This is a genomic window from Microaerobacter geothermalis (genome assembly GCF_021608135.1).
Lineage (GTDB): Bacteria > Bacillota > Bacilli > DSM-22679 > DSM-22679 > Microaerobacter > Microaerobacter geothermalis.
The window spans coordinates 1-15,748 of the sequence record NZ_JAKIHL010000030.1; the positions used below are offsets into that span (position 1 = coordinate 1).

General features: G+C 40.0%; 14 protein-coding genes. All 14 read left to right on the top strand.

Translation table 11 applies throughout. The features are described 5' to 3' along the window. Positions 1–169 precede the first annotated feature (169 nt). A complete protein-coding gene (locus L1765_RS11075; protein WP_236407295.1) occupies positions 170–802 on the top strand; it encodes a copper amine oxidase N-terminal domain-containing protein in 633 nt (210 codons plus the stop codon). Between the two features lie 55 nt (positions 803–857). Next, a complete protein-coding gene (locus L1765_RS11080; protein WP_236407298.1) occupies positions 858–1,490 on the top strand; it encodes a copper amine oxidase N-terminal domain-containing protein in 633 nt (210 codons plus the stop codon). A gap of 44 nt (positions 1,491–1,534) precedes the next feature. Further along, positions 1,535–4,918 (top strand): hypothetical protein, encoded by a 3,384-nt coding sequence (locus L1765_RS11085; protein WP_236407302.1) that lies wholly within the window; start codon positions 1,535–1,537, stop codon positions 4,916–4,918. 15 nt (positions 4,919–4,933) lie between these two features. Further along, positions 4,934–5,362, top strand: coding sequence for a DUF5411 family protein (locus tag L1765_RS11090; protein ID WP_236407303.1), 429 nt, complete (start codon positions 4,934–4,936; stop codon positions 5,360–5,362). A 22-nt stretch (positions 5,363–5,384) separates the two neighbouring features. Further along, positions 5,385–6,311 (top strand): Flp pilus assembly protein CpaB, encoded by a 927-nt coding sequence (cpaB, locus tag L1765_RS11095; RefSeq protein WP_236407305.1) that lies wholly within the window; start codon positions 5,385–5,387, stop codon positions 6,309–6,311. Between the two features lie 4 nt (positions 6,312–6,315). Beyond that, complete coding sequence (locus tag L1765_RS11100; RefSeq protein WP_236407308.1) at positions 6,316–7,809, top strand: AAA family ATPase; 1,494 nt, start codon at positions 6,316–6,318, stop codon at positions 7,807–7,809. Between the two features lie 25 nt (positions 7,810–7,834). Next, complete coding sequence (locus L1765_RS11105) at positions 7,835–9,319, top strand: CpaF family protein (protein WP_236407310.1); 1,485 nt, start codon at positions 7,835–7,837, stop codon at positions 9,317–9,319. Then, the gene (locus tag L1765_RS11110) at positions 9,306–10,238 is read left to right on the top strand and encodes a type II secretion system F family protein (RefSeq protein WP_236407313.1); all 933 of its coding nucleotides are present in this window, start codon (positions 9,306–9,308) and stop codon (positions 10,236–10,238) included. The genes L1765_RS11105 and L1765_RS11110 overlap by 14 nt, the downstream gene beginning before the upstream one ends. A gap of 56 nt (positions 10,239–10,294) precedes the next feature. Next, on the top strand, positions 10,295–10,912 hold the full coding sequence (locus L1765_RS11115; RefSeq protein ID WP_236407315.1) for a hypothetical protein: 618 nt from the start codon (positions 10,295–10,297) through the stop codon (positions 10,910–10,912). A 38-nt stretch (positions 10,913–10,950) separates the two neighbouring features. Continuing rightward, positions 10,951–13,656, top strand: coding sequence for a restriction endonuclease subunit M (locus L1765_RS11120; RefSeq protein WP_236407317.1), 2,706 nt, complete (start codon positions 10,951–10,953; stop codon positions 13,654–13,656). Between the two features lie 275 nt (positions 13,657–13,931). Then, positions 13,932–14,810, top strand: a complete 879-nt coding sequence (locus L1765_RS11125; protein WP_236407319.1) for a hypothetical protein — start codon at positions 13,932–13,934, stop codon at positions 14,808–14,810. 21 nt (positions 14,811–14,831) lie between these two features. Further along, a complete protein-coding gene (locus L1765_RS11130; protein ID WP_236407320.1) occupies positions 14,832–15,062 on the top strand; it encodes a hypothetical protein in 231 nt (76 codons plus the stop codon). A 63-nt stretch (positions 15,063–15,125) separates the two neighbouring features. After that, entirely contained in the window at positions 15,126–15,533 is a 408-nt protein-coding gene (locus tag L1765_RS11135) for a DUF4320 family protein (RefSeq protein ID WP_236407322.1), read from the top strand. A 7-nt stretch (positions 15,534–15,540) separates the two neighbouring features. Then, positions 15,541–15,738, top strand: coding sequence for a hypothetical protein (locus tag L1765_RS11140; protein WP_236407324.1), 198 nt, complete (start codon positions 15,541–15,543; stop codon positions 15,736–15,738). Positions 15,739–15,748 lie beyond the last annotated feature (10 nt).

Sequence of the window (15,748 nt, forward strand, 5' to 3'; positions counted from 1 at the left end):
GGAGCGAGGGTGTTTTGGGACCCTAGAGTAAAAGCTGTGATTATATACACTCCAAACGAAAGAGCGTATTTTGATGAAGATCTTGCAGAAGAACAAGGATGGATTGAAAATTAGCCCAACAAAGAGGAAAATCTTAAGATAAGAAAAAAATGGAAAGGAGAATAAAAAAATGAACATCAAAAAAATTGTTTTAAGCGTACTTCTGTTAATGATGATGACAGGTGTGGCAGTGGCAAATTCAAATGAGCCTTCGATTCCTGTATTTGGTGGGCCGGATCAAGGGCGTGGCGGTGAATGGATAGGAGAAGTGGTTGAAGAACCTTTGATGAACTGGGATACTGCAACAGATGGAATGGCAGGGAGGGAGACGGTAGGAGTAGTAATAGATGATTTAGGTATTAAATTTCCTGATGCACAGCCCTACATCAATGAGGATAACCGAACCATGGTACCCGTAAGATTCATTGCCGAAGCTCGCCATATTGAGGCAGATGTTAGCTGGAATCCCTTCACCCGAACCGTCACCATCGAAAAACCAAACAGTGACGGAAAAACCCAAACCGTCATTAAGCTAAAAGTGGGTGAAAACAAGGCATTGGTAAATGGTCAGGAGGTCACTTTCGATACAAAAGCCGTCATCAAGGATGACAGAACCATGGTGCCGTTAAGGTTTGTCGCAGAAACGCTGGGAGCGAGGGTGTTTTGGGACCCTAGAGTAAAAGCTGTGATTATATACACTCCAAACGAAAGAGCGTATTTTGATGAAGATCTTGCAGAAGAACAAGGATGGATTGAAAATTAGCCCAACAAAGAGGAAAATCTTAAGATAAGAAAAAAATGGAAAGGAGAATAAAAAAATGAACATCAAAAAAATTGTTTTAAGCGTACTTCTGTTAATGATGATGACAGGTGTGGCAGTGGCAAATTCAAATGAGCCTTCGATTCCTGTATTTGGTGGGCCGAATCAAGGGCGTGGCGGTGAATGGATAGGAGAAGTGGTTGAAGAACCGTTGATGAACTGGGATACTGCAACAGATGGAATAAAAAGGGATAATAGTGTAAGCGTATCAATAGATGACGTTGGTATTGATTTTCCCGATGCACAACCCTACATCAATGAGGATAACCGAACCATGGTACCCGTAAGGTTTATTGCCGAAGCCCGTCACATTGAGGCAGATGTCAGTTGGAATCCATTCACCCGAACCGTCACCATCGAAAAACCAAACAGTGACGGGAAAACCAAAACTGTCATTAAGCTAAAAGTGGGCGAAAACAAGGCACTGGTAAATGGTCAGGAGGTCACTTTCGATACAAAAGCTGTCATCAAGGATGACAGAACCATGGTGCCGCTGAGGTTTGTCGCAGAAACCCTAGGAGCAAGAGTGTTTTGGGAGCCAAGAGTAAAGGGAGTTATTATATACACTCCACTAACCAGGTCATACTTTAAAGAAAATATTGCTGAAGTAAATGGATGGATTGAAAATTAGCCCAACGATAAGGTTGGGTTTTTGTTTTAGAAGGAGGAGAAAAATTGAAAAATTTTAAGGAAAATCTTATTTTGTTGTTGGTTTTCGTTGGTTTGGCTTCTGGATTTCTATTTGTAGTCGATTCCCAGCCGATTGCCCAAAGCGATTGGGCTCCAGTCGAGCCTCCTGTGTCAGACGATTGGAACACCTATGGAGCAAATAATCAAAGAACACGGACGGTATCAGATTTTCAGCTTCAGCCCCCTTTGCAGTTTAAAGCAAAACTGGATATTGGTTGGTCGGTCTCCCAAACCATAGCGGTGGGGGACTATTTTTATGCCGTTGCGGCAGTCCCAGACACCAATAACTTCTTTGAACTGCCTAGAGGAACGTATTTTTACCGGATTCCGGTGAGTGCCGGGGAATTTAAGCCTGGGGATGACAAGGCGGCATATAAGCAAGATATAATCCAAAAGGGAGCACGTGCTACTTGGTTGGGAGACTATGCCAAAACCTATTCTCATCCCACCTGGTCCCCGGAGAACAATGTTTTCTATATCGGGTATAACTCCGGAAATGCGTCTGAAGTATTGGCAGTCAGTGCAGATTTAAGCGAAATACTGGGGAGTTACTCTGTTGGAGAAGAAATCGTGGGTGCCCCCCATGCTTTCCCCGGTGACTTGGTAGTCGTTGGAGCGTTTGATGCCAAGATTCATGCGATTAAGGGGTTGAAAACGAAAAATCAGACTGGGGAGGGTTATTATCGTACTTATTCCCTTGACGACACTTATTCCAATGCCGAAATATCCAGTTCCACATCAGAAGTTTCGGTCAATCCCAATCGGTTTGTTGTGACGTTAAACTATCGCGGCTCTTCCCGTGCAGGATTGGTAGGGATGTTTGAAGTAACCGACCCTGGTGGAAATGAGAAGCCGATAATCTCCCGGGTATGGCCAAATGACTTTAAAGCAGATACCGGGGTTCCAACCAATGCGGTGTATGAAGATAACGGAATTTACTTTTCGGATAAGAACGGGACATTTTACAGATTATGGCCATCTGACGGTTCGTTAATATGGAAAAAATCCTATGGATACATGACACTTGTCAACAACTCTCCAGCCATGGGGGAAACCAATATTTACTTTCCTGTACGCCGACCAGGGATGCTGATTGGCCTCAAGAAAGAAGATGGTTCCCTGGTATTTAAGGCTGGATCAGGAAAAGACAAAAACGGAAATCCCGTTGACCCGGATATCTCCACGGGAAATGATGTGGCCAATGATGCAACGGTTTGGAAAGCTTCAGACGGTAGAGCGTTTGTATTCTACGGGGATACGAAGGGACAGCTTATTTTCCTGGATTATGACGGCAACCGAACAGAGGTTGCCTTTGATTGGACAACCAACACATTGACCCGTTCATCGGTCAAGGCAACCAGTGACGGGAGCGTGCCGGGCGACTGGCAGGTGCAAGGGCAGGGGCTGGCAACGGAAATGATGCTCGCTAAAAATCATCTGGCATTCGGGGTGAACAAGGGGGATACCGGAGAGCTTTGGTTGTATACGGTTGGGAAATATGTCAATCTGTCACTTAGCTTGGACGGTACCAATCCCCTTGGCCGGATTTATCCGGGATCAAGCGTAAAAGTGAATGTATTAGTCTATAATCGAACCGATGCAAATGAACCTTTTGATACCGTGCTCAAATACCAGTTTGGAGATAATCCTCCAGTGGAACAAAGGGTTACAATTTATCCTTTGAGGGAATATCCGTATGGTCAGCCTCTTTCGGTCACATTTGACAATATGCCAAGGAATGAAGTGCCATATACCATTGAGATTAATCCTTACAGAAATGAGCCTGAAGAGATCAATTATGCGGATAATGTCATCACAGGAAAACTTTATCCGCAGATTCCTAATCTAATCATTAGTGACCTGCAAATGAGTGCCAATCCGCCAAAACAGGGAGAGGACTTAAGCCTTGCGGTGAATATTACCAATGAAAGGGGCTGGGATGGAAATATCACCACGGATTTGGTATGGAGAATCAATGGGGTGGAGGCTGGAAGAAGAGAAGGGATTGTTGTCCCGTATGATTCCACAACCACGGTTGATGGGATTATCATCAACAGCAATCAAAAGAAGCTAAATATTGAATTTGAGGTCAATCCCTCACGGGATAAGCCCTCTGGAGAAAGAAAGTGGGAAGATAATCTGTTACAGCAAACCATTTACTTTACCGATGACGTGGATTTATATGTGAAAAGTGTGGAAGGAGGCACTTACCAGCAAGATGAAACGGTAGTAACAAAAGTTCTCGTGGGCAGTGCCGGGTTTACATTTGAGCCAAAGGAAGCAAAAGTAAGGCTTTTATTAAACGGGCAGGAGCTGGGGAGTCGCACTGTAACTTTAGACCCGGGTGAGGAAAGAACGCTTTACTTCACCTGGACAGCCCAGAAAACCATGTCTGGAGGATCGTTGGTAGCCTCCATCAATTTTCCGCCGGAGTTCCCGGAAATCAATTACGGGAACAATCAGATGTCAGCCGGCGTGGATATTCAAGTGGTACTATCTGAAACGGATTGTGATCCGAATGATGTATATAATCAGGGATTGGTCAAAAAAGAAACAAGAACGCACACCAGGACGGAAACACATACTGATGCAGATGGGAATCGATATACAGAAGAACATGAGTATACACGCACCCACCGTTATTATGAGACCCTTGATGTAAGCATTATCAATGTGACTCCAAAAGAAACCAAAGCAGGATTTGGTTTCACCTTCGAGGTACGTACAGAATATCAGGATGATACAAACACCTATGACGGTCCGACAAGGGTAGTGGCATATTTTCCGACAGAAGATAATTTCGTTGGGAAAGAAGTGGAATTAGAACCCTTAAATCCAGTTGGAAGCTGGGTGAATACTTGGGTGTTGCCGGAAATTTATATTGAAGAATGGTCAGGGAATCTTTTCTACAAGAAGATGGATGTCAACCGTGATTTTGGAGATAAACTCCTTGATGGCGGACGGAAGTGGTATACGCCCTTTTCTTATCCTGATGGTCAGTACCGAATCAAAGTGATCGCCTATAATGCCGGAAAGAACGATTTGAGCGATTGTGACGAGGATTATGTCACAATTAAGGGATCTCCTTTTGACGATTACGTAAACAGATCCATTCTCCCTTATCATCCATTTCCGGCAGGGGTAGGTTCTAACTGGCAGGGTAAAGAGTGGATCATTGAGGATACAGTGGATTGGTATAACAGCGATCAATATCACAATCCCGAAGATGTCCCTCTTGATTATCCCAGAAAGATATTTTGGGTTGATGATGAGATGTTGGAAAAGATCAGGGAATATAATCGGTCGGTACCACTTGATGGCAGCCCCACCATGATTGATGATTTGGGGATTCCATACAGAGAAAATTAGGAAAGGGGAGAAGAGATGGCTTGGACAGGTAAATTTGCAATAGGATTGCTTATCATCGTTCTATTTACTTACTTTACGTTAGATATTGGATATATGCAGATTGCAGATATGGATAACGATACATCCTTGGAAAGGGCCGCAAAAGCGGCTCTTTCTCTTTCTGTCAATCGGGGGGTGTTGAGGGAATCTGAGCAGATGGTGATCAACGAGGAGATTTCTGACGAAGCCTTTTTAAGGTATTATGCGGAAAATGCCAATACCAAAAGCGGACTTCGACAGATACAAATTTTTGGCTTTTCAGCATATCCACCGATGCTTGCCGTGGAGTCATATACCACCGCCAAAAGTAATTTCTTGCAATTCACCAATACCTTCGATGGCGGAGATAAACAGTATACGGTGAGTCATAAAAAAGAAGAAGTCATTTTTGAATCTAAAAATTAAAAAAGCGAAGGAGAGTGTATGAGTGAAAATCAGCAAGTTTACAAAAAGAAAGATTATAGCCGTGATTGTTGCATTGTTAGTCGTGGGAGGGATATACCAGTACAATTCCCTCACGTTAGAAGAAGAAATGAATCCTGTAACGGTTGTCATTGCTCGGCAGGATATTCCGCCGCATACCGAAATTACGGAAAGTATGCTTTTTCAGAAGCTGGTCCCTGCCTCAACGGTTCCCCCGAATTCCATCATTGATCCAGATGAGATTATCGGAAAATGGACGGTTGAAGGGTATGGCATTGCAAAGAATTCGTATTTCTATGAAGGGAAAATTCTAACCAAAGATGAAATGCCGGATGCAGCCGTATTAAAGCTGGAGAAAAATGAAAAGGCCTTTTCGTTGTTGGTAGACTTGGAAACATCATCAGGGAATTCGATCATTCCCGGAGCCTACGTTGATCTGTATTTTGCAACCACACAAACAGAATCCAAAAAACCGTTAGTCGGCCGCATGTTCAAAAGGATTCGCGTGACATCGGTGAAAGACAGTAAGACCCAGGATGTTTTCAGCCCCCAAGAGTACACAGAAAGCAAAAAGAAAGATCCGTCTAAAGTGGCAACTTCAACGAATAATCCCAAGGCTTTAGCAAAACTGTATACACTCGCTGTTACCGAAGAGCAACTTGATTACCTGAACAAAGCGAAGATGTTGGGGAATATTATTCCGGTTGCAACCGGCACCAGCTTTCTTAAGATTGAAGATCAGGACAACTTGGAGAAACAACAAGCGGAGAAAGCGGACAACAATAGCGCGGATGAAGGTACGGATGAACTTGATCAATTGGAGTCTCTTACTCCTGAACAATTTATTCTCAAATGGATAGAAGAAAATAGCTATACGCTTGAAACGTTTCTTGAAGAACTGAAAAAAGAAAATCAACAAATAAAGGAGTGAAAAAATGAGTATTTTACTTGCTACTGGAAATCCGTTTTTAGACAACAGTCTGGAAGAATACTTTAAATGGGAACACAGGATTGAGTACCTTGAAGAGCTGGAGTTTATCGATCAGCGTTTTCCTGAAATACAGACCATCATTTTATCCATGTATATACCGTCTATTCACGATGAGAAGGATATCCATCGAAAATATAAAACCATTTGCTATCTTTTAAAGCAATTAAAAGCCTCCGGTATTCGGTTTATCGTTCTTGCCTCTGATGAGATTCCGTTTGAAGTGCTTGAACAAATATATTTACTGGATATATATGATCTCATCATCACTGACAATGGGGAAATTGACATATCTACAATTCTGGATAGAATTTACCATCCTAAAACAAAAGCGGAAGCAGAGAAAGAATTAATGAAATACCGTCCCAAGAAAGAGGATGTTAACCTGTATGAAGAAGAGGAAGAAGAAATTAAGGAAAAACAGAAGGAAGAACAGGCAGAAGAAAATAAAGGGTTTCTCTTCTTGAGTCAAAAAAACAAACCACTCGAAAGTACTGAAGAAGCAAGCAGAAGGCAAATTGCAGTTAAAGCAAATTACAGAGTCATTTCCAGAAAACAAGACCTATCATCAAAAGTTTCAATTCGGGATGTTTCCAAAGAAGAGTATGCGCATACCAGAATCGACGAGTCTAAATTAATCAGCTTTTGGTCAGCAGCACCCGGACAAGGAAAAAGGACCTTATCGCAGTCTTTGGCCAAAGTGATTGCTTCAAGAAACTATAAAGTTCTCTATGTTGAGCTGGATTACTTCTATCCTTCGTTTGCTTGGACGAGCGGACTCAGCCATCCAGCCAAAAATATCTTTCAATTAGCCATGCACGTGTCTGATCAAGATGAATTTGATTTAAAGCAATATGTTGCTAGTCCACGGGATGTTTTTGGAAGCCAAAAGCGAATTCAGCAGGCGATTTCCAAAATACCGCCTAAGCTGGATTTTATGGCTTTGCCATCAAATTTTGTTGTGGAGGAGTTTCCGTCAATTAAGAGTGAACAGTTCATTGATCACTTTATAAAAGGGTTAAAAAATCTGTCTTATGATGCCATTATTTTAAATCTGCCCAATGAAATTGAACACTTGTTTTCGTTCCCGGTTATGTTGGAAAGCGATGAGATTTTTAATATTTTGACTCCGCATCCCGGACGCATCGTAAGGTATGGACAATTAAAGAAAAAGTTAAAGAACACACCTCTGAATATGACAAAATGGAGTACCATTTTCAATCAGGTGCATGAGGAAATTCAAAAAGACGCACTGGATTCTTTTATTCAGGAAGAAAGCAGGATGGTTGTTCCTTTTGATCCCAAACGTGCCCTTTTGGAGCTGGATTTGAGCCTGGGATCGCCCATGATAGACAAAAAAATGGCGGAGTTAGCGGATATGTTCGGGTTTATTGATACAACGGTTCCGGAAAAAAAGAAAAAGTTTTTGTCACTTAGATAGCGGACAACAAAGATAAGGAGGAAATATGCGATTTAAACTGGAGGACGATGAAAAAATGAAAAACAACCGTATAAATATTTTAAATCAGTCGATTGAAGAGGTTGAAAGAGAAATCAACGTCATAGATTTGCATCGGTATTCTTATAAATATCGAACAGAACAGGAAAAAAGTCATGGGTTTAGAGCAAAAAAAGTCTCTTTGGCGATCCTTGAACAAATTAGGCAATATTTATCGGGCAACCATAAGAAGTTGTTTCAGGAATCGATTGTAGACGAGAGAAAACGTGAGAAACTGGGAGAAATCATAGCAGACTACATTACTCAACAGGCGATTGTTGTGCCTGGATTTAATGCAGATGATTTATTAAAGCATATTTTGCATGCACTGGCTGGATTGGGACCGATCCAGCCCCTTATGGAAAATGAGGATATCACGGAAATCATGGTAAATGGCAAAAATGAAGTATATGTCGAAGAAAATGGAAGAGAGTATAAAACAGATATTACCTTTTCTTCTGATGAAGAACTATTGGAAGTGGCCATGAAAATTGTAAATGCCGCCGGAGAAAGTTTGACTTCAGCCAAACCGTACGTAGACTGCCGCTTCCCCGGAATGAGGATTAACATAGTCAATGGCTTGATCAGCGGGCTGGGGATCGTCATTACCATTCGTAAATTTGCCAAAGACTTGAGAATTAATGATGAAACGATTGTAACTTCCGGACAGGCAAGCCGGGAAATGCTTGATGCTTTTGAGGTTTTTGTAAAAGGGAAAATGAATATTTTAATTGCAGGTCCAACCGGTTCAGGAAAGACAGAATTATTCAAGTATCTGGTCAAGCACATCCCTGATGACGAGAGACTTCTTATGTTAGAAGATACAGCGGAGACCCGTTTGAAAGACATATACCCACAGAAGCACATTGTTCCGATGGAATGCCGGTTTACCTCAGACCCCAGTACAACGGTGGATTATACGGTTCTTCTCAAAAACTCTCTAAGGCAAAAACCAACCAGAGTGGCAGTAGGGGAGGTAAGGGGACCAGAGGCGGTATATATGTTAGAAATTTTCAATACCGGTCATGAAGGCGGATTTACGACAGGGCACGCCAACTCCTGTGCGGATACTGTGGAACGCCTTGTGATGATGTGCCTTCGATCCGGTATGAAACTGGAGCCGGATATCATCGGGAAATGGGTGGCCAAAACCTTTGATATCGTCATTTTTCAGGAAAAAATGGACGATAAGGTTCGCCGCATAACCGAAGTGGTTGAATTAGTAGATTACGAGAATGGAAGAGTCATTTATAGACCCTTATTCCAATTCATACCCCATAAATTTGAAAAAGAAGGGAACAAAATCACTAAAATCCATGGTACCCATAAGCAAACGGGTTTTATTCGTTTGGAGACGGCAAAAAGGCTGTTTAGCAGAGGAATTAGTGTGAAAAAGATTAAACCTTTGCTATCAGAAGAGGACAGGGGGAAGATAAGCGATGTTTCTCTCTGAGATATATTTAATCATTATCGGGGTTGGCATTGGATATCTTCTCTATCAACTGAACTCTCGCCAATCCTTTCGTGTTAAAAATATGTTTGAACATCAGGAAGAAGTTAAACGGGTAAAATCAAAAGATTTTTTATCAAAAAGAAAGTGGACCAGGTGGATGTCCCCAGCCCCGTTTGTTGAAGAGGCCCAAAAATATGATTGGAACGTAAGCGAAAAAGAATATTGGGTTTTTGTTTTTGTCGGGGGGATATTAGGAAGTGCGGCCATTCAATTGTTCCAGCTATATTTTCTTTCGCCAATAGGCTTTCTCGTTGGCTTTATGGTCCCAAAGGTGATGCTGTACTTGCACAAACGAAAAAACAAACTAAAAACCGAAGAAAAGCTCATGATATATATGAAAGCAACGGCTAATGCGATGCCTGTGTACGGGAACGCTGTGGACACGTTAACCAGCATTACTCCATTATTAGAGGACCCGATAAAAAAAGATGTAGAAAGTGCTTTAGCCATCTTGCAATCTGGAAAATCAGTGGAATATGCTTTCCGTGAACTAAACCGTAAGTATAAGTACAAAGAACTTCATTTTTTCCACGATATGCTGGATGTAGCCCATAAACATGGCGGTGAGTTTCATGATATATTGATGACAACCGCAGAGGAATTTGAGCAGAAAAAATTGTTGCAAATGAAGCTGCATGCCGCCCTGACCCAGTCAAAACAGGCATTCAGACAAAATGCACTGATCGTGATTGCGATTCCTTTTTTCTTTAAATTTTTTACGCCTGAAATCTATGATAAAATAATCGGGACAACCTTTGGAAAAGGGGCTTTGGTTTTTATCATTGTCTCAATCGTATTTGCATTTGTTAAAGTTGAGCAGCATAGCAGGTTTGACCCTTCTGAATCGGTAAAAAAATAGAATAACGCTGAAGTATGCTGAAGTATTCGGTAAAACAAAAAAACCGGGGGATGAAAATGGATTTTTGGACACTTGGTTTCCTTTGGGGCTGCGGCCGGATCAGCGGAGATTATTTCCTTGTTCAATCGAAATATAAGCAATACGTGAAGAAAGTGCGTGATGTTGCAGATCCCAAACGGAGTCTATTTCCTGTTGAGAGATATGCCGGGGAAAGCTGGAGGTTAAAATTGCCGCTATCGAATCCGTATGTTCAATGGATGTTTTCGCATGGATACGAAGGGAGAATAGGAAATACACAGCGAAGGATACCCGAATTTGATTCAGTAGAACGAGAAGCAGAGTTTTTGAGAGGATATTTTTCAATCCACTATACTTTTGACACATTTGTGAACAAGAAACGGGTCGTCCCCCGGTTACGTTTCTTTGCAACAGAAATGATATTGGAGCGGTTAAACCAGCATTTGCACGGTCAAGTTGGGACAACCTTGAAAAAAGTTCAGAAACATTCCAAAAATGATGTTTGCCATGTTCTATATTATACGTCCAAACGTGAAGTGCCTGTGATCATAGAGTATTTGTATTTGTTCACGCCTGATAACCCTATTCCGGGAGAAAAAACAGGTTTGACAATAGCAAGTTGCGATGTTCGGCGAGCCGGACGGGACAAGGGTTGAGAGATAGGCGAAAAAAATTTATACTTTGGGGTGATGAAATGAGTGAAGAGTTAATACAAAAGAGATTAACTGAACGTGGGCAAAAGATAGGCAATTATGAATATTACAATATAGGTGCAACTAACTTAAATGAGTTAAAAGCCCATAAAATTATTCCAGATAGAAATTATGGAAGTTACGCCTTGCAAAAACCTGATGGTTTAATTGTTGATAGAAGAAACAAGAATAACATTCAAGTCATTGCTGTTATAGAGTTCAAAAAACCTAGTGAATTTAACTCCAATAAGAAAAAGAAAGAAGCACTTGAGCAATGTAACACTTATTGCGAGTTGCTCTCTGCTAAGTTTGGTATTATAACTGATGGAAACCAATATATATGGATAAATCCACAGATTAAAACAGAAAATGCAACCTACAAATATATAGATGACCAAGACATTGAGAGAGGCTATGATTACATAACCGATTCAAACGGAAATCAAATTGTTAATAACTTTGACTTCAATACTGAAGACGGCATAAAGTCTTTTCTGCAATTAGCTGAAAGTCTTATTTCTTCTTTAGGGAACGATAATTCCCAAATTAGAAAACTAGATATATCTAATCCTAAAGTGTTAGCCAAACAAGTTTGGCAATCTGTCTGGTTAGCGACAGGTGACGACCCCAAAAAATGTTTAATGACTTTTATCGAATTATTCATCTTTAAATACTTGAGTGATTTAGGGGTTCTTAACAAAAATCATTTAGGAGTAAGTATTGATTTTGATTCAGTTTATGCTGCCGAGAACTATTGGTTAAGGTACTACAGAAGTAATGTAAGAGAATACATCAAGAAGTTGTTTCCAGAAAGTATTATAGATGGAACTACCATCATTAACGGATTAAGCTTAAAGGATGACCATAATCAGGATGAACTGTTTTTTTCTATCTTAACCAACTTTAGGAAGTTCGGGGACCTTAAAAATATAGATCCTGAATTTAAATCTCGGTTATTTGAAGAATTTTTAAAGGGAACAACAGGTAAAAAACAATTAGCACAGTTCTTTACACCTCGAAACGTTATTAAAGCTATTGTGAAAATGGCTAAGGTAGAAGATTTACCAGATAATTCTATAATAAATGACCCTGCCTGTGGGGTTGGTGGGTTTATTTTAGAAACGATGATTAGAAGAAAACAATATAATAAAAATGACTTTTACTTTGATAATAACAAACTGATTAGTAAAATAATCTACTCAGGTCATGACTATGATGAGTCTACAATTGTATTAGCAAAAGCTAATATATTAATATTTTTGTCGGAATTAGTTAGAACAACCCCAAATTTAACTGAGGAATTTGCTCTTTTGTTTAATAACATATTTAAATCCTGTAATAAATCGATCGTAGGTTCACTTGAAGAAACTAATCCAGAAAAATACGACCTAATCATGTCTAACCCTCCTTACGTAACAAAAGGATTGTCGTTGTATCGAAGCTATATTAGTAAGTCGTCAGTCTTAAAAAATTATTACACCATTAGTTCACAGGGGAAAGAAGGCTTGTTTATTGAAAAAATGGTCAGAGAGTTAAAACCAAATGGTACTGCATTTATCATAGTGCCTGATGGTTTTTTGTACCGACCAGCGGATACCGAGTTAAAAAGGTTTATAAAAAATGAGTGTATAATTAATGGGATTATTTCTTTACCTACGAAGACTTTTTATACTACAGATAAAAAAACATATATTCTATCAATCACTAAAAAGAGTGATAAAAGCTTGACGCAAACAGAACCAGTGTTTACCTATATTGTAAGCAATATCGGAGAAACACTTGACGTTAATCGACTTAGGACAGACCTAAATGATTTAGATGATATGGCTACTCAGTTTAATTACTTTAGTACTAATAAATTTGGTTATACTCCACTTAATGGAAGATGTAAAATTCAACCTATAACTATGTTTGAACCTGAGAATAAATGGTTGATTGATGAATGGTGGACTCGTGAAGAAAAAGTTGTTTTAGGTATCGAGGATGAAAGCGAAGAAATAACAAATGAGTTACTAATTTTAAAACTTGAAGAACTGAAGTCAAATATTTCTGATCTAGAAGAAAAGTTATCGGAAACCTTTGATGCGCCAGCAAACAAGTTAAACTATTTAACCACTACATTAGGTAATGAGTCAATGTTTAAGTTTTACACGGGGCAACTAGGATATACGAAGAAAATATACAGTACAATGGATAAGGGGCATGACAATGGTATTCCAATTTATACTGCAACATTAAATCCTGTAGCCTATATAGATGAAGTTGGGAGAGAACCTTATCGACCAACTGAGGAAAATCCTCATATTTCAATTGGTAGTGATGGAGATGGGTCAGCAGGGACTAACATTGTATATCATACCGAACCATACTATATAAATACTTCGAGAATAGCATTTGAGATTTTGAATGAAAAAATTGACCCGATGTATATATTTTGTTATATACAGGACATAAAGAAAAAATATGGATTTGACTATCGTTTTAAATGTAACTTAAACAACATTAAGAAAGTTGAGATTAAAATTCCTTTGGATGAAGAAGGAAATTTTGATTTAGAAAAGCAGAAATTGTTTATCGAGAACTATAATAAAATCAAAGAGCTGACCGATGAAATTGGAGAAAGACTTTTTACTGAAGCAAGAAAATTAGAAGATAACATTCAGAGCCATCTGTTTGATTTCTTTAAGAGTGCTATGAACGTGAAATGAGGAAATATTGTGGCGACAGCCTACGAAAAAAAAGCACATCGCAAAAAAACTCGACAAAAAATGCCTTTACACATCGCAAGACGTTTGGTATAGTATAAAATGGATAAGGTGTTATCCACTCTCGTATTTTGGGAGTCACAACTGAATATTTTTTGATTAACGACTGTAAGAACAGAGTTAAGAGAAGCATGATTTCACAAAATGGTGGAATATCATGTCAATCTTAGCTCTTTTTTTTACAGTCATTTTTTTGTTTCAGGGAAAGGGGGGATGGTTTGGGTACGCCGGTTACTATTGCGTTGTTTGGGATTGTGTTTTGGGTAGTCTACATCTTGCTCGAAAGGAAGTCTGACCGGGTTTACACCTTCTCGGAGTATATTAAAAACATTGGTGAAGAACAGATCCCTGCCACATTTTTAGAGAGGTATTTCAAGCCACTTGTTTCAGTAACGAAAAAGAGTCTTCGGCTTAAGCAAGATAAGCGTGAGGACTTAAAAGTTAAACTGGAACAAGCAGGGATGAGGCAAACGCCGGAAGATTTTATGATCACAAAAATCATATATGCGATTGCCTTCAGCGGATTTTTTCTCACCATGTTTATATTTAACGGGAATAAAATTTTACTCGGTTTAAGCGTTGCATCCGGGCTAATGATGTATTTTTATCCGAATCGTATGCTGAAAAAGCGAATGGAGTATGCAAAGGCTATGAGGAAATTGGAACTGCCGGATTATTTGACCCCGTTAGGGTTGCTAATGTATTCCTATACCCCTTATCAGGCGGTGAAAGAATCCACTAAGTTTGCAGGACCTTTCCTGAAGCCCTTTGTTGAAAGGCTGCAAGTTGAAATGGATATGTACCCTGGTTCCCCTAAACCTTTTCGGCGTTTTGCAGAGCAGGTTGATATCCCTGAAGCCCAAACATTTGTAACTGCTTTACAGCAGGCTATCAATACGGATCGTTCACGTTCCCGTGAGATCATCCGTAAACAAGTGGAGGTGATGAGAAAGCTACGGGAGGAAAGCTATTTAGTGCTTATTAATCAAAGACCTCTTCTGATTAATAAGTACAATGGATTGTTGTTAGCGGATATGGCAATTTTGCCAATGACGGCATTGGGTGTGATTTTTATGGATATCTTTTCAAAAATATAATGAAAATGGAGGAATGTGTTCATGATCAAAAATGTTAAATATTGGATTAAAAATGAGGATTCTCAGGTTTCTTCTGAAACCGGATTACTTACTGTAGGAGGTCTACTTTTAGCCGCCGGGGTTATGACTTTAGTGTATCCCCAAGCCAAAACTGCATTTGGTAACATTATGAGCAAATTCACAAGTGCAAGCTCTGGAAACGGTATGGTTGCAGACCCATTGGGTACTGGTCAAGCCGACTGGGCTCTGTAAGATCAATGTCAAAGAAACGCTCCTTCCCTTTAATGGAAAGGGGCGTTTTTTTAAAGGGAGGGGATGATTATCAGTCAAACACCAGCCTATGGAATCTACCTGATTTTCTTTTTGTTTCTCATGGTTTTTGTTCCCGATGTAACGGCATACGCAGCCAACCTGATCAAAGCCAATCAAATTGCAGATATTGCGGTGGATCTGGCTCAAAGGGAGGGAGGATTTACGACCCAGGTAGAAGACGCTTTGAAGAATGAAATGATCTCCCGGAACATGCAGCCCGATGAATGGGTTGTTACCCATACGGAAGGAATGGGGAATTACAATCAGCCAATGCAGGTCCGAATTGAAGGAAAATACGAATTTAAGGTTTTTGAAGCATTGGGGAGCGGTTTTATTCAGTCACTTGGTAATGTAAAAATCCCTATTGTTGTAAATCGGTTAGGGCTGGGGCAAGTCTATCAGAGGGGATGATGCGTATTTGAGAAAGTATTATTTTTTTGCTTCTTTTGACTGCGGCAGCTCACTTGAGGGAGAGGTATTTTTCTCTTCTGAATTGACTTATCGGCAGGTCGTAAACAAGATTGAATATTGGATGCTTTTGATCGGAATGCGGCCTGTCAAGATGTTTGTTGAGTTTGTGGGCGAAAAGAGAGTCAAAGTGTACGAAATGGTGTAAGAAAAATTTT